17 protein-coding genes are annotated in these 17,906 nt (G+C 50.4%); 7 read left to right on the forward strand and 10 right to left on the reverse strand.

Annotation, left to right across the window (positions count from 1 at the left end):
* Positions 1-62: 62 nt before the first annotated feature.
* From DYD62_RS00095 to argA, 3 genes are all read right to left on the reverse strand, one after another.
* Positions 63-677 (reverse strand): LysE family translocator, encoded by a 615-nt coding sequence (locus DYD62_RS00095; RefSeq protein WP_115225508.1) that lies wholly within the window; start codon positions 675-677, stop codon positions 63-65.
* A gap of 433 nt (positions 678-1,110) precedes the next feature.
* Complete coding sequence (locus tag DYD62_RS00100) at positions 1,111-3,939, reverse strand: EAL domain-containing protein (RefSeq protein ID WP_115225509.1); 2,829 nt, start codon at positions 3,937-3,939, stop codon at positions 1,111-1,113.
* Positions 3,940-4,131: 192 nt separating this feature from the next.
* Positions 4,132-5,448, reverse strand: a complete 1,317-nt coding sequence (gene argA, locus DYD62_RS00105) for an amino-acid N-acetyltransferase (protein WP_099396656.1) — start codon at positions 5,446-5,448, stop codon at positions 4,132-4,134.
* Positions 5,449-5,559: 111 nt separating this feature from the next.
* Here argA and DYD62_RS00110 point away from each other — a divergent pair, with 111 nt between their 5' ends.
* Entirely contained in the window at positions 5,560-6,102 is a 543-nt protein-coding gene (locus DYD62_RS00110) for an acyloxyacyl hydrolase (RefSeq protein WP_115225510.1), read from the forward strand.
* An 82-nt stretch (positions 6,103-6,184) separates the two neighbouring features.
* Here DYD62_RS00110 and wbaP read toward each other — a convergent pair whose 3' ends face one another.
* The 4 genes from wbaP to DYD62_RS00130 form a co-directional block, all read right to left on the reverse strand.
* Positions 6,185-7,639, reverse strand: coding sequence for an undecaprenyl-phosphate galactose phosphotransferase WbaP (gene wbaP, locus DYD62_RS00115; RefSeq protein WP_115225511.1), 1,455 nt, complete (start codon positions 7,637-7,639; stop codon positions 6,185-6,187).
* A gap of 403 nt (positions 7,640-8,042) precedes the next feature.
* On the reverse strand, positions 8,043-9,149 hold the full coding sequence (locus DYD62_RS00120) for a glycosyltransferase family 4 protein (protein WP_115225512.1): 1,107 nt from the start codon (positions 9,147-9,149) through the stop codon (positions 8,043-8,045).
* Positions 9,146-9,952, reverse strand: a complete 807-nt coding sequence (locus DYD62_RS00125; RefSeq protein ID WP_165928566.1) for a glycosyltransferase — start codon at positions 9,950-9,952, stop codon at positions 9,146-9,148. The genes DYD62_RS00120 and DYD62_RS00125 overlap by 4 nt, the downstream gene beginning before the upstream one ends.
* A gap of 229 nt (positions 9,953-10,181) precedes the next feature.
* A complete protein-coding gene (locus DYD62_RS00130) occupies positions 10,182-10,988 on the reverse strand; it encodes a glycosyltransferase (RefSeq protein ID WP_115225514.1) in 807 nt (268 codons plus the stop codon).
* A 252-nt stretch (positions 10,989-11,240) separates the two neighbouring features.
* Here DYD62_RS00130 and DYD62_RS00140 point away from each other — a divergent pair, with 252 nt between their 5' ends.
* Positions 11,241-11,696, forward strand: coding sequence for an NUDIX hydrolase (locus DYD62_RS00140; protein ID WP_115225516.1), 456 nt, complete (start codon positions 11,241-11,243; stop codon positions 11,694-11,696).
* 7 nt (positions 11,697-11,703) lie between these two features.
* Here the strand turns inward: DYD62_RS00140 and soxR are convergent, their stop codons facing one another.
* Positions 11,704-12,168, reverse strand: coding sequence for a redox-sensitive transcriptional activator SoxR (gene soxR, locus DYD62_RS00145; RefSeq protein ID WP_115225517.1), 465 nt, complete (start codon positions 12,166-12,168; stop codon positions 11,704-11,706).
* Positions 12,169-12,254: 86 nt separating this feature from the next.
* Here soxR and DYD62_RS00150 point away from each other — a divergent pair, with 86 nt between their 5' ends.
* Positions 12,255-12,704 (forward strand): VOC family protein, encoded by a 450-nt coding sequence (locus DYD62_RS00150; protein ID WP_115225518.1) that lies wholly within the window; start codon positions 12,255-12,257, stop codon positions 12,702-12,704.
* A gap of 75 nt (positions 12,705-12,779) precedes the next feature.
* On the opposite strand, the gene DYD62_RS00155 is transcribed toward DYD62_RS00150, so the two are convergent.
* Both DYD62_RS00155 and DYD62_RS00160 read right to left on the reverse strand, forming a co-directional pair.
* A complete protein-coding gene (locus tag DYD62_RS00155; RefSeq protein WP_115225519.1) occupies positions 12,780-13,637 on the reverse strand; it encodes a pirin family protein in 858 nt (285 codons plus the stop codon).
* A gap of 59 nt (positions 13,638-13,696) precedes the next feature.
* Positions 13,697-14,296: an FMN-dependent NADH-azoreductase gene (locus DYD62_RS00160; RefSeq protein WP_115225520.1), complete on the reverse strand. Its 600-nt coding sequence runs from the start codon at positions 14,294-14,296 to the stop codon at positions 13,697-13,699.
* 103 nt (positions 14,297-14,399) lie between these two features.
* Here DYD62_RS00160 and DYD62_RS00165 point away from each other — a divergent pair, with 103 nt between their 5' ends.
* From DYD62_RS00165 to DYD62_RS00180, 4 genes are all read left to right on the forward strand, one after another.
* Positions 14,400-15,308 carry a LysR family transcriptional regulator gene (locus DYD62_RS00165; protein ID WP_233702849.1) on the forward strand — a complete coding sequence of 303 codons (909 nt, stop codon included), beginning with the start codon at positions 14,400-14,402 and terminating at the stop codon, positions 15,306-15,308.
* Positions 15,309-15,657: 349 nt separating this feature from the next.
* Positions 15,658-16,236, forward strand: a complete 579-nt coding sequence (locus DYD62_RS00170) for a TerD family protein (protein WP_099396667.1) — start codon at positions 15,658-15,660, stop codon at positions 16,234-16,236.
* 118 nt (positions 16,237-16,354) lie between these two features.
* Positions 16,355-16,996, forward strand: coding sequence for a TerD family protein (locus tag DYD62_RS00175; RefSeq protein ID WP_099396668.1), 642 nt, complete (start codon positions 16,355-16,357; stop codon positions 16,994-16,996).
* 111 nt (positions 16,997-17,107) lie between these two features.
* On the forward strand, positions 17,108-17,746 hold the full coding sequence (locus tag DYD62_RS00180; protein ID WP_115225522.1) for a vWA domain-containing protein: 639 nt from the start codon (positions 17,108-17,110) through the stop codon (positions 17,744-17,746).
* The last annotated feature ends 160 nt before the right edge of the window (positions 17,747-17,906 follow it).

Below are 17,906 nucleotides of genomic sequence, written 5' to 3' on the forward strand. Positions count from 1 at the left end.
AGGTGGTTTTCTTGCGCACCGTTCTGACTCCTGACTCCTGACTCCTGGCTCCTGACCGCTGATCAGCGCTGCGCCGTTGCCAGTAATCCACCCACGGCAAAGAAAGCCGCACCGCAGCCTTGGTTAAAGCGCTTGATGCGGTTTGGGCCTTGCAGCCAGTTGCCCAGCCTTGCGCCGCCTGCTGCGTAGGCCACTTGCCAGCCTGCTTCGATGATAAAAAAGCTGCCCAGCAAAATAGCCCATTGCCCCGCTTGCGGTTGTGCGGTGTTGATAAATTGCGGCAAAAAAGCACCGGCAAATAAAATAGCCTTAGGGTTTGATAGCGCCACAGTTAATCCCAGACGAAAGCGCCTTGCTGCAGAATCGGCAGAAGCATTGGGCATTTCTAAGTTGTTTCCGGCTTTAAAACATTGCCAGCCCAAATAAATTAAATACACCGCACCGGCTAATTTAAAAATCAAAAACAGCGTGGCAGATGTCGCCAGAATAGTGGCCATACCAAAGGCCGAGAGCGCAAACAATAAACACAAACCTGCTAGTGCACCACTCATGGTCGCCAGCGTCGCCTGCCAGCCATAACGTGTGCCGTGCGACAGCATCAGCAGCATATTCGGGCCGGGTGTGGCCGAAATAAAAAAAGTGGTGGCAATAAAGGTGAGCCAGATGGGCATACTCATGGGGTTATTCCTTGTACGGAAGACTCATTAAATAATTCACTGATATTACTTAGCCAAACCTAAATCTTGAAACACGGAGGTCACAGAGAACACGGCGTTTCACGGAGCAAAACAAATTGTGAATTAAGTTATTTTGCATCGTTTAAGGATTTTTAAAACTCCGCAATTATGATTCGTATCGCAGTAAGTAGCACGGGGCTTAAATTTCCCATTGAAACACTGAAGCTCCGAACAAGCGGGGCGGGGGATCGCTTGGGAGCGAGCCAATCCCACCCGCCGCCGACTCGATTGGACCGTAGGAGGGGCCTTCGTGTTATTGGGGTTGTGGCTTGGCTTCGTTTCTTGGCCACACAAAAATCATATAGTTTGCGGGATGCCGCACCTAAATCAACGTGCCGAAGGCACTAAAAAGAAGATCTCTGCATAACATTCGTTAAATAATATTCAATCCCGGATGATCTTTCATCGGTTTATCCAGGTAATAGCCTTGCACCTGATCAATTCCCAATTCAATCAGCATATTAAAAATGGCTTCGTTTTCTACAAACTCGGCAATGGTTGTTTTGCCCATTTCATGGGCCATACTCACCATGCCGCGCACAAAGACCTGGCTGTCGTGATCGCTGATTAAGTCTTTAATAAAAAAGCCGTCAATTTTAAGCACGTCGGCTTTCAGCTGTTTTAAATAGGCAAAGGACGCAAAACCCGTACCAAAGTCATCAAGGCATACGGTGCAGCCGGTGGCGCGCAATGCATCAATAAAACGCTCTGCATCGCGGATGTCTGAAACGGCGGCTGTTTCGGTTAATTCAACTAATAATCGGGCTGGGTTTACTTTATGCAGCTTGAGCTGCTGACTGATGTATTCCGGCATTTCCGGCTCGTCAAAAGAGCGGCCGGAGATATTAATGGCAATAGATGGAATATTGGCTTTTTTGCCGAGCAGTTCAATGGTGGTGCGTATCACCCAGCGATCAATATCAATAATCTTACCGGTTTTTTCTGCATGGGGAATAAACAGCCCTGGCATAATGATTTCATCAGGTTTTTGCATATCCTTCATCCGGACCAGCGCTTCTAAATGCGCAAGTTTACGGGTTCTGGGATAGTAAATTCCCTGGAAATGCAGCTCTAAGCCATTGTTTTCCAATGCCTCAGTAATACGGTCTTTCCATGAAAGCCGGGTAATGGCTGATCTGGATGGATCAGCATCCTGGCGATACATGCGCCAAGTGGATTTACCTGCCGACTTGGCCTGATACATGGCCGAATCCGCATGGGCGACCAGCTCCAGTGAGTTGCTGGCGTGATTGGGGAACAACGCCACGCCCACCGATGAAGAAGGGCGCAATACGTGGCCTTCAACCGTAAACGGAATCTGCGAGATGGAGCTGACAATGCGCTCGGCTAGCTTACTGACTTCAAACTCATTGCAATCGGGCACTAATATCGCAAATTCATCACCGCCAAGACGCGAAAACACTTCATGGCGGCGCACTTGAGTGCCGATGGTTTGGGCGATACATTTCAGTAAATCATCACCCACGCCGTGTCCAAAGGTGTCGTTGACGTGTTTAAACTCGTCCAGATCAAAGAAAACCAAGGCCATGGCGCTTTGTTTGCGATCGGCTTCGGATACCATGCGATCCAGCTCCTGCTGAAAGCGATGGCGGTTATAGAGGCCAGTGAGGGCGTCGCGCTCGGCCAGCTTGATCATATGCTCGGACAGCTCGCGCTGCTGGGTCACATCTTCGTAAATCCACATCCGGCCATTCGCCGTGCCTTGGCTGTCCAGTACCCTGAAGCCATGCTGGGTAATGACCCGGCCATCGTTCATGCTGAGCTCGCCAAAATCGACTTTATCGTCTGATAGCGCCAGCTCTTCCAGATAATTGGCAATAATATCGCCAAGTGCAGGGCGGTTTTCTGCGATTTGCAGAATCTGCCCAATGGGCTTGCCGGGCAGCTGATTACCGGGCCCCAGCCCCCATAAATCACAGAAAGCCGGGTTATGAAACACCACACGGTTGTCGTTATCGACAAACAGCACACCAAAGCGCATGGCGGAGAGTAAGGCGGTCAGCCGTGCACGCTCAGACTCCGCACGGGATAAATAGCTTTGCCCTAGTGATTGAATCTGGCGCAGTTCGATCACGGCTTTGCGCAGTGACAACCGGTCTTCTTTTAGCTCGCTGTTATCACGGATACTGGCGCGCAGGCCTAAATAATTTTCATTGGAATCGTAAATCGGCTGCCAGGATACCGAGGCCCAGAATGGCTGGCCATCCCGGCGAACGGCTCTGAATTCAAAATCTTGGATCACGCTGCGGTGCTCAAGTGCCTGTTTAAGCGTTTCTGTAACGCGGGAGCGCTCTTCCGGCATGGTGAGCGATAAAGGAAAATCACCCAGCAGCATGCATTCATTCACTGAGTAGCCGGAAAGCCGGGTCACCGAATCATTAATCCATACCAGCCGGCCTTCCTCGGGGGATAGCCATAGCTCGGTACTGTGGGTGTAGTTGGCAATGGTATGGAATTTCTCTTCATTCATGACCAGCGAATCGATCCGCTCTTTAATTAAACTGGTCATTTCATTAAAGCGACGGGTAAGCTGGCTGATTTCGTCTTGCCCGTGCGGGATGGGGGCAACATTATTGTAATTACCTTGGGCTGCGTTTTCTGCGGCTTTAATCAGCCGGTGAATATGGCGGCTGAGCCAAATGCCAAAAAGCCCCATCATCAGTGCGGAAAGTAAAATGCCCACCACCATGGTAATGGCGTTTTGCATCAGTAATTGATTGACTCCACCGCGCATAATCTCGGTGGAAATACCAAAGCGCAATTCGCCATAGGGCTCGCCAGCAAATTCAATCGGGGTGGCCGCATGGATGAGCGCAGGCAGGTTTTTTTCCAGTGATAGTTTATCAACAGGGGGCAGCGGGTGAGCAATATCCCAGCCTCTTGCGGCAATGATTTGTTTTTTATTATTGAGCAGAATAATGTAATCAATGCCTTCTGCCGTGCGAATACCTTCCAGTAAATCAGCGGCCTGGGCCAGATTGCCTGTGGATAAAGGCGTGGCAAAAGCTGCATTTAGCAGGCGGGATAATTCTTGAACACGCACTTCGGTGGCGTGTGTGGCCATTTCTGACCATATTCTCGAGGTATTGAGTAGAAGAATGGCTAAAATCGTACATTGCACCAGCGTGCTGACCACGATTAAACGTGTGCGAAGCGAATTAAAAAACGGAAGCGATGCCATGCAAACCTGTCGTGAAATGATTGCTTAATTTAGGGTCAGACGCGTCGTACCGAAGATGACGTCTGATCGCTTTCTTTGCTAAAGCATCTTTATCAAATTAAACACTGCCAAAAAGAGGTGTTTTTGGCAGTGTCACATGATCAATAATAATCAGTAATAGAAATATCGTATATTTAATTTACACAATAGCGTTTAGTTACGCAGCTGTTTAATAAATACTTTAGATCTTCTTTGGTAATTGTAGAGCTGCTTTCTTTCTATTGGTAATGCATCAACGGTAGCCAGTGCAAATCCCCGTTCTACAAACCAATGTGCGGTGCGTGTTGTTAATACAAATAATTCGCGTACGCCTAGGCTTCTAGCGTGTTGCTCTATATGCTTCAATAATTGTTCACCCCGATTGGCATCACGATAGTCCGGATGAATCACCAGGCAAGCCATTTCTGCCATATGGCTTTTAGGAAATGGATACATCGCTACGCAACCGACAATTTTGCTGTCGTGCTCCAGTACCGAATAGCGGTGGATTTCACGCTCCAGCAGCTCACGCCCTCGTTTAACCAGCACACCATCGTCTTCCAGTGGCTCGATCAGCGCCAATACACCGCCTACATCATCAATCGTGGCCTCTCGCATGGTTTCCAGCGAATCACGGGAAACCATGGTGCCTATCCCATCATGGGTAAACAATTCTTTCAGCAAAGCGCCATCTACATGATGGCTGACCAGATGCGCCCGCGCTACCCCGCTTCTTACTGCCTTAATGGCACAGGGCAGATAAAGCCGGATGTCTTCATGTGGATGCGGATGGGTGCTGAGAAACTGATCGGCCTGTAAAGCGGTTAGCTCTGTAAGCAGCTCGCCGGCTAAATCTTCCACACCCTGCTGGCCCAATAAAAAGATCAGCTTGTCGGCGCGCAAGGCAATGGCCGCGCTGGTGGCCACATCTTCGAGCGGCACATTGAAAACTTCGCCTGTTGGTGAGTAGCCTAAGGTAGACAGCAAGACCAGCTCACCATCATCAAGGCGATAGCGGATGGCCGTGGTGTCCACCTTGCGCACTTCGCCGGTATACATCAGGTCTAAGCCATCACGGATACCCATAGGCTGCGCGGTAATAAAGTTACCCGCAGAAACGCGGATATCTGCATTGGCCATGGGAGAGTTCGCCAGACCCATAGATAACCATGATTCGATTTCTACTCTGACCTGGCCTACCGCCTGAATAACACATTCCAGTGTGGGTAAATCGGTTACGCGTAAGCCGTGATGATAACGTGTTTCTAAACCACGCTCTGCAGTGCGGGCTTCAATTTGCGGCCTTGCGCCATGCACTACAACTAGGCGCACGCCAAGGCTGGTCAGCAAATTGATGTCATGGGTAATGGTGGCAAATTTGCCATCCCGGACGACTTCTCCCCCTAAGGCAATAACAAATGTGCGGCCACGGAAGGCGTGAATATAAGGGGCGGCCAGGCGGAATGACTGGACGAACTCATCGGCTTGCATGGTATTCCTAAAAAAATGATGTGCTTTGCACAAAGGATAACGTCAGCTAGAAAAATATAAAAGGATTGCTGTGTCTATATTGTAAAGACGCCACCGATAAGGAGCCTCGCTATGTTTGCATTTGTCATCCGGTTTTGCCTGACCTGCATTTTGTTTGCAGTGGCTGGTGCAGAGGCGTTTGAGTGGCAAGTTAGCGCCGGGCAGGGCATGCAACCTAAGCATGTGGAGCAGCACCATTTATTCAGAGTGGCGTGGCGCACGGATTTACCATGGTCATGGTATGAGACAAAAACCGGGAAGCTGAGCTCCGGATTGGCTTTGGGGGCGGGTTTATGGCGCGGTGATGATCTAAATACCGGTGAATTATTTATTACACCCGAGCTGCGCTATGAGTGGGCTGCTGCTGATCAGGGCTTACAGTGGTTTGTAGAGGCAGGGGTGGGCGGGCATGTGTTTTCGCGCACAGATTACGCCAAACGGGGGCCCTTCAGCACGGCTTTTCAATTTGGCGAACAGCTGGGGGCTGGGGTGCGTTTTGGCGAGCGCAGGTCACAAGATTTAACATTGTTGTATCAGCACCACTCAAATGGTGATATTAAAACGCCTAATTATGGTGCTGATTTTCTGGTGTTGAGGTATGGATTTAAAATGTAGAAAGAGCAGTGGGGCGTACTTCTAAGTGCTGCGTGTGACGGTCTTTTACCACTCAGCAATCAGGGCACGCCCTTGGGTTTTTTTAATAAGCCCCGCGCCCGGTCGCCACGGTTTTGATGGTTTTGCAGACAATTGCCACGTCGTACCAAAGATTCCAGTTTTTTACATACCAAGCATCCAGCGCCACGCGTTCGGCATAAGTGGTGTCGTTGCGGCCCGATACCTGCCACAGCCCCGTCAGGCCGGGGCGCGCTTCTAGATAGAAATCAACGTGATCGCCATAGCGCTCTAGTTCAGCAGTAATAATAGGGCGCGGGCCGACTAAGCTCATTTCACCTTTGATCACATTCCACAGCTGCGGGATTTCATCGAGGCTGGTTTTTCTTAAAAACTCGCCTATTGGTGTGATGCGCGGATCATTTTTAAGCTTAAAGTCTTTATCCCACTCGGCACGTGCCTCGCTGCTGCTGGCAAGCAGCTTTTCCAATACCTCTTGGCTGTTGGAAACCATGGTGCGGAATTTCCAGCACTTAAACGGCTTGCCGTTAATGCCGACACGGACATGGCCAAAAAAGATGCTGCCAGGGCCGCCCTGGCGTTTAATCTGAATCGCCACATAGGCTAAGAGAGGCGAAAGCAGCAGCAGGCCCACGCTGGCACCAAATAAATCGAAAGCGCGTTTTAAGGTGGTGAGTGATTTAACCGACAGATTATTGCGCACGCGCAGCAACAGCACTTCATGACTAAAAAAATGGTGCGGCACTACGCCAAACAGCGGCAAGCCAGCAATCGGCGGAATGATGTGCATATCTTTATATTTAAGCGAGAGCAGCTCAATTTGTGGGCCAAGGCGGCGTAGCTCGTCTTCATCCACGGCCACTACCACATGGGGGCGATTATTATTATCCAGCCATGAAAGCAGCCCGGTTTCCTCGAGCTGAATCACTGGCCGGGCTTGGCCATCAATCGTCAGTTCGGCAGGATCGTTTTTATTGATGGATAAAAAGGCTTGTACTTCAAAACCCAGCTGACGCTCGCTATGCATGGCGCGGCAGGCATCGATGGCATTGCTGCTGGCACCGATAATGACCGTTGGCAGCTGCCAGAGTTTTTTAGACAGCAGCCAGTTTTTCATTTGCGAGCGTAAAAGCGGCAAGAGCAGCAGCGCTAGGCTCCAAGACATTGGCCATAAAAAGCGCGATACCGTGAATTTACCTAGTAGTACCAGCATGCCGTTTAACAGCGCAGCCAGCAGCAGGGCGCGCAGGATTTCCAGTAGCTCATCCCAAAACGGCAGGCGCAGGCTGTAATGGCCCCGCCACCAGAAATTACCGACGGTGAGTACGGCTAAAAACAAAAAGGCCGTGCTTTGCTGCGAGCCTTCCCACCACCACCAGGCGGCAAAATCGCCACCAATTCTTTGGTGACGGAAAAAACTCAGCATGGCCAGCGCCGCACAAAAAGACGCGGTGAGCGCAGCAAAATCGGCCAGCGCCAGTAAGGGCTTGGCTCTTTCGGCTTGTAAATGCTTATTCATTTTACTTCCTGATGTTTAAAGCAAAGATCTGTAGGCACAGAGCCTTTAGAGTACACGTGGAACACAGTTTGACTCGTTTTTCTTAGGGGGTATCGATTCTTTAAGGTTTCAGAGTATTTTGCTCGTTTGAAAAATCGTGGCGTTGGTGTTGTCTCCCCCCTGAGACCAGCCGATCGAGGAACAAGGGGCATGGGGAAGTCGTCGATTCGTGTTTGAGCGAAGCGAGTTGAATCGACGCCATGCCGGTTGTCCGCAGAGAGGGAACCCCGCGCAGCGGGGCGCAGACGCCGGGGTGGCCTTCTTTGGCTTCGTTTCTTGGCCACGCAAGAAAGGAAGGCCCACGCGGGGGCTCCCGCACCAAAGACAATGTGCCGAAGGCACTAAAATGGTTTCTACATAACATCTAAGGTGAAATTCCATAAGCCTTATAAAGACTCGCCATCATCTTATCCAGCGAGTAATTCGCCTCGGCAAACTGCCTTGCCTGCGCGCCAAGTTTTTGGCGGGCGCTGCGGTCTTCGATCAGTGTATTGAGGTGTTTTACAAAATCGCTGCTGTTTTCGCAGAGATAGCCATTTTCACCATCAATCACTAAATCTTTATTGCCGACCACATTGGTTGCTAATACGGGCAGGCCGGCGGCCATGGCTTCGATCACGGCGACGGGCAGGCCTTCCCAGCGAGAGGTTTGGATATAAATATCTAGGCTGGCCAACTGCTCTAAAGCTTGGCTGCGATCTACCCAACCACTGAGTTTTACATTGGCATTTTTCAGGTTTTTTTCTGAAGCCACATCACCGCCGCCTATCCACACAAATTCGACGCCGGGCTGGGCCACTTGGCTGGCAATCTTTGCAAATAGCTCAGGGTTACGGGCCAGGGTGACTCGGCCTACGGTGCCAATGCGCACGATATCTTGATTCCCCTTAGCGGGGTGGATGGCTGCCAGATCAACCGCGTTATTCACCACCATCACATTACGGCTGAGATAACGGCGAATTTCTGCGCCTTCGGAAGGTGAGCAGGCGATAAAGGTGGTGGGGATTTCCGAGAGGATTTTTTCGACGGTCAGAAAAATGGTGTTTTTTAATCGCCCTTCAGCCCGCTGCAAAAACGATAAACCATGGGGTGAGAAAAACCACTTTGGCGCAGATTTCCCACGAATAAATAAACTAACAATCCGCCCCAGCGCACCGGCCTTGGATGAATGCATATGCACCACATCTGGCTTTAACTCACGCAGCCAATGATAAAGCGCTCGGCCAGCTCGCCAGTCGGCGGCGGGGTTAATGGCGCGCACCATAGGCAGTTGAATAAAGCGGATGGCATCGACAAACAGCGCGCGCCAGTTGTCCGGCGTTTCTTCACGTACCGAATGAATAATGGTGACGCTATGGCCATCTTTGGCCTGCGCATTGGCCATTGCCGACACCATAGACAGCGTGCCTGCGCCAAAGGCTTCGACGATATGCACAATTTTAGCGGTGGGTTGTACGGGGATTAGGCTCATGCTTTTTTTGCTCTTAATATTGATTTGAGCTTAAACACCAGAGAGTAGGGCAATAAGAGTAAAAGCTGCGTTCTGCCCATACCAACTAAGGCGGCTAGGCTGTTATCGTTGTATTTTTTTTGCACCGCTAGGCGGGATGTGAGCTGCTGGCGGCGTTTACTCAGCGAAATGCCATTCGGGTCTAGCTCGTAGCGGATCATCACATCGGGCAGGTTGGCCACTTTAAACTGGCGAGTGAATTCGCTAAACAAGGCGTAGTCTTCTGCGGCTGGCATATCCAGTGGATAGAGGCCAGTGCTGTCCAAAGCGGCCGTTCTGAACATCACAGCCGGATGAATAAAAGCTGAGTTATTACGCATTGTCTGGGTAATGGCCGCGTGCTCACTGGGGTGGCGCAGCACAAATTGCTCGGCCCCTGCCTGATCGACAAAACTGGCCGCGCCGCCGACCAGCATCACATCGGGGTGACTGTCTAAAAAAGCGATTTGTTTTGCTAGGCGATCGGGCAGGTTTTCATCTCCACAATCGAGACGTGCAATCAGCTCGTAGCCACGGGCGCTAATCCAACTCAGGCCAGAATTAAGTGCATGCTCAATCCCCCGATTGACCGGCAAATTTAAAAACCGCAGCTCGCCCTGTGCCTTAAACGCATTTCTGGCCGCCGTATGCTCAATTGGCGCACGCGTGCTGCCATCGTCCACCACCAGCACATCGCATTGTTCATTGGGGCCGATGGAGGCTAAGGATTTAATCAGCCCGGCAGGATTATTAAAATGCGGTATCAGTAAAATAAGGCGTGTCATGTGTGCTTCTGTTTTTTGCGAGTGCGGCTTCGCGTTTAAATTAACCATTGTAGGGCGGGTGGAGCTTGCTAAATCCCCCCTAGCCCCCCTTTTTCAAAGGGGGGAACTGGTACATCAAACTAATGCAAATGCTAATGTCCCGAGTGGGGCGCTTTGGCCATTTAGCGTGGCATTAACGCTGTAGCTTCCCCCTTTGTAAAAGGGGGATTGAGGGGGATTTTCTTGCTGTTTAATCCCACTTCCCCATTCCCAGCAGGCGTTTGATTTTACGGGTGAAGCTGACGGGTAGGGCAAATGATAAGCAGGCTTTGCTGATTTTTACCAAAGATCGTGGGGTGTAATCAAAATAACGCCACAGCAGCTTGATGCGCATCGCCTGCTGCTGGCGGCGGCGGCTCATGGAAATGCCCGCGTCGTTGTACTCGCTGCGGGTCAGCACCTCGGCCAGATTAGCCGTTTGATAATGCGCCACAAAGCGCCAGAAATACGCAAAGTCTTCTGCAGCTTTACAGTCAGTTGGATAAAGCCCCAGCGCTTTTACTCCCGCCGCTCTGAACATCACTGAGGGGTGAGTAAAGGCATTGTCGTCGTGCATCTGGCGCAGGATTTCATTGTGCTTCTGAGGCTGATTAATCGTAAAACGATCGCCGCTGGCATCAAAAAACATCACCGCGCTGCCTAATAAATACAGATCCGGGTGGCTGTCTAAAAAAGCGATTTGTTTGGCAAAGCGCTCCGGCGCGCACAGGTCATCGCAATCTAAGCGGGCAATATATTCATATTCCGCTTCAATAATCGCTTGCAGGCCGGTATTGAGCGCATGCTCGATGCCCTGATTGTGCGGCAAATAAATAAAGTGCAACTCGCCATCCGCCCGCCAGACTTTTGCACAAGCCGCTTCATCAATACGCTGCCTGCTACTGCCATCGTCCACAATAAATGCATCAATCTGCTCGTGTGCCCCGATAGAGGCCAAAGACGCAGCAAGGCCCTGTGGATTATTAAAGTGCGGAATAAGTAAGGCCGTGCGGTTCATCGAAGCGCTTTGTGCAAAGTGAGGGCGCTATTTTAGCGGGTTTTATAGCTGGGCGTGCTGAGGTGAAATGTAAATTGGGCGGATTTGCCAGCGAGGGGTTTCAGTTTGATGATGTGATTCGTTTTATGATTGCCCTGCGAATAAAGACATTTGAATGGAATACGGGGACTCAGCGCATCATTACAGCCCCAATGGGCTGTTTAATCTGCAGTGAATTGAGTTAATCAACATACCACTATTTGGATTTACCCAATGCGGCGTCGCCCATCTGCACGTTTACTGGTGTTGTCACCAGAAAATCATATTTTATTATTTCACTTTGTTTTTACAAAGGGAGCTTTGGCAGGGAAGTCCTATTGGGCCACCCCTGGAGGGGGCGTTGAAGATAATGAGAGTTTTGCAGAAGCTGCTGCGCGGGAATTTGCTGAAGAAATTGGTCCGCACAAGTACTCAATTAGCCAGGAAATTGCCCAGCTGGAATTTATGATGAAATTGCCGGATGGCGAATCTGTGGTTTCGGATGAGCGATATTTTATTGTGCGAATGGATAAAGTTGCTCCTAGTCGTGCGCTTTGGAGTGAATTGGAAATGGAAGTGATGAAGCAACACCGCTGGTGGACGCCAGAGGAGCTAGCGCTGACAGACGAGATTGTTTTTCCGGAGAATTTGTTGGAAATGTTAAAAAACAGAGTGTTATCCGTAAGCTAAAATGCCTTTACTCCTTCAGAGCCAAATCAGCAGCATGATCTCCCATTAAAAATCGTGGCCCGGTGCCAAGATGGCGGGCTTGGTCGTCGTGGTTATAAAGCTTGCATTTTTGTAGTGATAAACAGCCACAGCCTATGCATGAATCTAATTGTGTTTGCAGTGCGCTTAGCGCGTCTATCTTTGCTTGCAGCATCGGTCGCCAGGATTCTGAAAGCTGCGCCCAGTCCTCAAGCGTTGGTGTTCTTTGCTGCGGCAGAGAGGCGAGAGCGGTGGCGATGTCCTCAAGACTTAGCCCCACATTTTGCGCGACGCGAATAAAAGCGACCCTGCGCAGCACTTCTCTTGGAAACTGCCGGGTTTGCCCATTGCTGCGCACGCTGCTGATTAAGCCCTTGCTCTCGTAAAAACGCAGTGCACTGGCTTTCACACCTGAGCGTTTAGCCAGAGTGCCGATAGAAATCAGAGTGGTCATGAAAAATGCTCCAAAACAGGCTTGACTTAAAGTTTACTTTAACTTGCATAGTGGTATGGCATTTAAATTAATCAGGAGTGAGCATCATGGAACAAGCGTATCTGGAGCATGCCAATATCACCGTGAGTGATCTGGACAGGGCCGTGCGTTTTATACAAATCGCTATCCCCAGTTGGAAAATCCGCGGCAGAGGCAAAATGGACTGGTTTGGGGCGGAAATCGACTGGCTGCATATCGGCGATGATTTTGCCTATATCGCCTTGCAAAGTGGTGGAACCGGGGAAGGGCCAAGCTGGAAAACCCATTTGGTCGGCGTAAAGCACCTCGGCTTTGTGGTACCGAATTTAAAACAGACCATGCAAAACCTGGAAAACGCGGGTTTTAGGCTGGATCACGCGGGAGGGCGCGATACTTATCGGGATAGCGCTTACTTTATGCTGGGGGAGGATCTTCAGTTTGAGTTTGTTGAATATACATCGCAGTTAGCAGAGCAGCGTAATGGCTATGCCAGCACTGATGCGTTGCAGGTGAGCTAGGAAAAAATTGGCTTAGCCTTGAAGCTCACTTCAAGGCTAAGCCGGTCTATTCATTTTTAGAGCCCAGCTTTGTCCTTACAACCGCCCCAATCTCCCCGCCCTAAAATCCATCACCGCCTGCGAGATCTCCTCCTGCGTATTCATCACAAATGGCCCGTATTGCACGATAGGCTCTTTGAGCGGCTGGCCAGCAAATAGCAATACGCGGCTGGCGGCGGGGCTTTGGATGCGGATGCCGTCGCTCTCCGCATCGTTGGCAAAGATGGCCAGTTGCTCGCTACCAACCGCACGGCCTTCAACCGCCACATCGCCGCGATAAATATAGATAAAGGCATTGTGTCCGGCCGGGATGGCTTGGCTAAATTCGCTGCCTGCGGGCAGATGCACATCTAAATACAGTGCCTGGGTGGCTGCTTTTTCCACTAGGCCTTTGGTGCCGTGGCTTTGGCCTGCGATCACATGCACCGCCACACCGGCATCGGTGATGACACTGGGCACGGTTTTAAAATCCTGGTACCAGGGTGCGCACATTTTTTCTGTTGCGGGCAGGTTAAGCCACAGCTGAAAGCCTTCCATGCGGCCGTTTTCCTGCTCGGGCATTTCGGAATGCACCACGCCGCTGGCGGCGCTCATCCATTGCACCCCGCCGTTTTCTAACAGGCCTTCATGACCCGCGCTGTCTTTGTGGCGCATTTTGCCTGCGATCATATAGGTGACAGTTTCAAAGCCACGGTGGGGATGCTCTGGAAAACCGGCTAGATAATCTTGCGGATCGTCGCTTTTAAAGGCGTCCAGCATTAAAAAGGGGTCGAGTCTTTGTTGCAAAGATTGGGTGAGCGCACGGTTAATTTTGACCCCGGCACCTTCCATCACGGCGCGGCCCTGTACGATTTTTTCTAAACTGCGTGGACGGCTTACTCGTTCGGTGTTCATGGTGTCTCTCCATTTATTTGTGTGCAAACAAAACCCAATCTTTTTCTCAGAGCTGAGCCTTAAGCCACAGCCAGCTCAATCTCGCTATGGGCCTGGCTGATGCCTTTGCTTTGCATTTCATCGCCCATATTCAGGCCTTCGGCGTAGATAAATTCCACATCTTTCATGCCTAAAAAACCTAAAACGGTGCGCATATAGTCGGCGATGGTGTCGCCTGCGGTGCCGCGATGTACGCCGCCACGGGTAAGCACGACATAAACTTGTTTGCCTGTTAGTAAGCCTTCCGGGCCATTGGCGCCATATTTAAAGGTGACGCCAGCGCGGGCAATGGCGTCGATCCAGTTTTTAAGCTGGGCGGTAATGCCAAAGTTATACATCGGCGCGGCGATGATTAAAGTGTCGGCAGCTTGCACTTCAGCGATCAGGGCATCGTTCTTGGCAACGCTGGCTGCTTGCTCTGTGCTACGTGCTTCAGCGGCGGTCATTAAGGCGCCTAATGTGGCTTCATCCAGCACCGGATGCGGGTTGGTGGCTAAATCACGCAGCACCAGTTTGGAGCCTGCATTGCCAGCGAGCAGTTTTTCAGCCAGCACATTGGCAAGCTGAGTAGAAAAAGCACCGTTGCTGCGTGCGCTGGAGTTGATTTGTAAGATGTTCATGGCTTGATCTCTTCTGTGCTGCGTTGGAATGACGCTAATGTAACCTCCTCAATAAATGGGCAGAAGACCATAAAATGGATAGTATTGTTCCATAGGTGGAACAATGGCAGAGATGATGAAGATTGAAGCAAATGATTTAGTGCTTTTTGCCCGTGTGGTGGAGTGCGGTAGTTTTAGCAAAGCGGCCGGGCGTATCGGCCTGCCAAAATCAACCGTATCGCGGCGGATTGCCAATATGGAAACAGTACTGGGCGAGCGGCTGTTAACCCGCAGCACGCGCAAGCTGATGCTCACCGAGTTTGGCCAGCATGTGCTGGATCATGCTCAGCAAATTGCCAGCGAAGTGGATGCGGCAGTTGCTTTGGTAGAGCACAGGCAGGCAGAGCCAAGCGGCTTACTGCGGATCTCTTTGCCGGGGGATATGGGGGGCTGGGATATGAATAGTTTTTTAAGCGACTTCAGCAAGCGTTATCCGCTGATCCGCTTTGAGATTGATATCTCGCCGCGCAGGGTGGATATCCTAGGCGAAAACTTTGATCTGGCGATCAGAATCGGCGAGCTGCCCAGCGATGCTCATTTGTCTGCGCGGCGGCTGGCTTTGTTTGGCTCGGGCCTTTATGCCTCGCCACAATATATTGCTCAGCGTGGTTTGCCCGAGCATCCAGGGCAACTTGCCGAGCATGACACGCTGGCTGTACTCAGCCGCCAAGGGGGCGCCATGCCCTGGGTATTGCAGCAGGGTAAAACACAGCATCACTTTCAGCCTGTGGCCAAATTCAGTATTAATTCGCCTCAGCTACTGGTGCGCTTGGCGTGTCAGGGTATGGGCGTGCTGGCGGTGACTGAATCGTTTGCTAGGCCCTATTTGCAGGAGGGCAAATTAGTGCGCATTTTGCCTGATTGGTGTTTACCAGCCGTGCCCGCGTGGGCGGTTTTTCCTGAGCGCCGGTTGATGCCTGCTAAAACAAGGGTGTTTTTAGACCAGTTAGAGCAGGTTTTACAAACGAAATAGAGCCGTGTGGGATGGATGCGCTGGTTTATTTCGCTTTGTTATTAGCCAGCTAGGTGAAATTTCGTCTTATCAATCTATTCACGATCAAAAATTTGAAGATGAGCGCTTATTCCGTGTTTTATATAAGACGCTGTCATTTCTAAGGTTTACAATATTTTATTAGGGTTTTTGTAAGCTTTAAAAGGTAATAAATTTGGTGCTATATTTCTTTGCTTGTAAAAATATTGACTGTATAAAACGTGCCAGGCAGTATGGAACAGATTATTTTTAAGTGAAGGTTTTATTGCTCAAAAAGGGCCGGCTATGCCCTGTGAGATGCAATGTTTTTTTTAATCAAAAAGGATCAAAAATGGCTATTTCATTAAACAAAGGCGGCAATGTTTCTCTGTCTAAAACCGAGCCGGGCCTGAAGTCGATTCTGCTGGGCCTGGGTTGGGATGCTCGCTCTACCGATGGCGCTGATTTCGATCTGGATGCTACCGCATTTTTGCTGGCCGACAATGGCAAAGTGCGCAGCGATGCTGATTTCATTTTTTACAATCAGCTGAAATCAAGCTGCGGCTCAGTAGAGCACACTGGCGATAATCGCACGGGTGCAGGGGACGGCGATGATGAGGCGCTTAAAATTAATCTGGAAAAAGTGCCTGCAGATGTCACACGTATTGCCGTGTGCGTCACCATTCACGAGGCAGATAAGCGTAAGCAAAACTTTGGTCAGGTGAAAGACGCATTTATGCGGGTAGTTAATCTGGATAATAATGTAGAAATCGTGCGCTTTGATTTATCAGAAGACTACAGTACCGAAACCGCCATGATTTTTGGTGAAGTGTATCGCCACAATGCCGAGTGGAAGTTCAAAGCGGTAGGTCAGGGTTTTGCGGGTGGTCTTGGTCCTCTGTGTGCACAGTTTGGTATTTCAGCCAGCTAATTTACGGCTTGCCTGGCTTTACTGATTTATAGAGTAAGGCCAGGTGATTGCTGGATTGGCTTTGCATGCTTTTCTTGTTTTTCCGCCTGCTAATGGCGATTTTTGTAAGGATAAACTTATGGCAGTGACCCTCAAAAAAGGCCAGGGGATTAGTCTCAAAAAAAACGAGAACGATCTCTCTATGGTAACCATTGGTTTGGGCTGGGATATTCGGGAAGAAAAGAAAGGCTTTTTAGGCGGTTTGTTTGCTAAAAAAGAAGCTGAGTACGATTTGGATGTGGTCGCTTTTCTCTGTGGTGCTGATGGCAAAGTGCAGAATTTTGGCAGTACAGAAGGCGGGCGTTCTACTCTGGTTGGCGGTGATATCATCTTTTTTAACTCGATGCGCCATCATTCCGGCCAGATCTGGATGACGGGTGATAACCGTACTGGCGCAGGCGAGGGTGATGATGAGCAGGTGATCGTTAAGCTGAATGATTTGCCTGAGCAATATGCAAAAGTGGTGTTTGTAGTACAAATTTATAATGGTCAGGAAAACGGCCAAAGCTTTGGCAAAGTACAAAATGCTTTTATTCGCGCTGAAGATGGCAAGGGCCAGGAAATGGCGCGTTTTGATTTATCTGGTGGCGCGCAATATGAAAACTGCCGCTCTATGCTGTTTGCAGAATTAGTCCGCGAAGCGGGCGGCTGGAAATTCAACGCCATCGGCGCGCCATCGCAATCAGATTCATTTGTAGAGTGGCTTAAACAATACAGCTGAGGATGTGCTGATTGATTCGGTAGCGTCATTCCTGCAATGCCTGTCGTCCTGTATTTGTGCCGGGCTGATCGGGAATGACGATCCAATCCGTGCTTCCCATAAGAGAAAATCATGAGCCGACGTCTTCCCGTTTATATCCTTCTTGATACCTCCGGCTCTATGCGTGGCGAGCCCATTCACTCGGTGAATGTGGGGCTGCAAGCCATGCTCAGTGCACTTCGGCAGGACCCCTACGCTTTAGAAAGTGTAGCGCTGTCGATTATTACGTTTGATTTAGAAGCGCGCGAATATCTGCCTTTAACACCGCTGGCCGATGTTCAGCTGCAGGAAGTGAGCTCCCCCGATGCCGGTGCCACCTTTATGGGCGCGGCATTGGAGCTACTGCTTGAGTGTGTGGAGCGCGATGTTAAAAAGAGCAGCGAAGATGAAAAAGGCGACTGGCGGCCACTGATGTTTCTAATGACCGATGGCAGCCCCTCTGATCTGCATGCTTACAGGCAAGCCATCCCTGCGATTAAGCAGTGCCAGTTTGGGGCCATGATTGCTTGCGCTGCTGGCCCCAAAGCCAAGCAAGAGTATTTGCTGGAGCTGACCGATCGCGTGGTGACGCTGGATACCATGGATGCTTCGGCGTTTTCTGGCTTTTTTAAATGGGTTTCTGCCAGCGTGGCCGTGGGCAGCAGTAGTGCAGGTGTTAGCAGCGATGTGGCTTTGCCGCCTCCACCACCGGAAATTCATTTGGTTCTGTAGGACGGGTGAAACCCCAGTCTTATCACATTAAGGATTTGTACCGTAGGAGCGGCTAAAGCCGCTCCTACAAAAACATCGCGTTTTTTCTTAAATCGATAGGATTGGGTGAAACCCACCATACGAGCTATTCGTAGTAAGGCCTGTTATTAAACGAGCAAAA

This window comes from Iodobacter fluviatilis, assembly GCF_900451195.1.
Classification (GTDB): Bacteria; Pseudomonadota; Gammaproteobacteria; order Burkholderiales; family Chitinibacteraceae; genus Iodobacter; species Iodobacter fluviatilis.

Bases quoted from the DNA above. Each gene is read 5' to 3' on its own strand.
- DYD62_RS00095 (WP_115225508.1), bottom strand. From the start codon at position 677: ATGAGTATGCCCATCTGGCTCACCTTTATTGCCACCACTTTTTTTATT.
- DYD62_RS00100 (WP_115225509.1), bottom strand. From the start codon at position 3,939: ATGGCATCGCTTCCGTTTTTTAATTCGCTTCGCACACGTTTAATCGTG.
- argA (WP_099396656.1), bottom strand. From the start codon at position 5,448: ATGCAAGCCGATGAGTTCGTCCAGTCATTCCGCCTGGCCGCCCCTTAT.
- DYD62_RS00110 (WP_115225510.1), top strand. From the start codon at position 5,560: ATGTTTGCATTTGTCATCCGGTTTTGCCTGACCTGCATTTTGTTTGCA.
- wbaP (WP_115225511.1), bottom strand. From the start codon at position 7,639: ATGAATAAGCATTTACAAGCCGAAAGAGCCAAGCCCTTACTGGCGCTG.
- DYD62_RS00120 (WP_115225512.1), bottom strand. From the start codon at position 9,149: ATGAGCCTAATCCCCGTACAACCCACCGCTAAAATTGTGCATATCGTC.
- DYD62_RS00125 (WP_165928566.1), bottom strand. From the start codon at position 9,952: ATGACACGCCTTATTTTACTGATACCGCATTTTAATAATCCTGCCGGG.
- DYD62_RS00130 (WP_115225514.1), bottom strand. From the start codon at position 10,988: ATGAACCGCACGGCCTTACTTATTCCGCACTTTAATAATCCACAGGGC.
- DYD62_RS00140 (WP_115225516.1), top strand. From the start codon at position 11,241: ATGCGGCGTCGCCCATCTGCACGTTTACTGGTGTTGTCACCAGAAAAT.
- soxR (WP_115225517.1), bottom strand. From the start codon at position 12,168: ATGACCACTCTGATTTCTATCGGCACTCTGGCTAAACGCTCAGGTGTG.
- DYD62_RS00150 (WP_115225518.1), top strand. From the start codon at position 12,255: ATGGAACAAGCGTATCTGGAGCATGCCAATATCACCGTGAGTGATCTG.
- DYD62_RS00155 (WP_115225519.1), bottom strand. From the start codon at position 13,637: ATGAACACCGAACGAGTAAGCCGTCCACGCAGTTTAGAAAAAATCGTA.
- DYD62_RS00160 (WP_115225520.1), bottom strand. From the start codon at position 14,296: ATGAACATCTTACAAATCAACTCCAGCGCACGCAGCAACGGTGCTTTT.
- DYD62_RS00165 (WP_233702849.1), top strand. From the start codon at position 14,400: ATGGCAGAGATGATGAAGATTGAAGCAAATGATTTAGTGCTTTTTGCC.
- DYD62_RS00170 (WP_099396667.1), top strand. From the start codon at position 15,658: ATGGCTATTTCATTAAACAAAGGCGGCAATGTTTCTCTGTCTAAAACC.
- DYD62_RS00175 (WP_099396668.1), top strand. From the start codon at position 16,355: ATGGCAGTGACCCTCAAAAAAGGCCAGGGGATTAGTCTCAAAAAAAAC.
- DYD62_RS00180 (WP_115225522.1), top strand. From the start codon at position 17,108: ATGAGCCGACGTCTTCCCGTTTATATCCTTCTTGATACCTCCGGCTCT.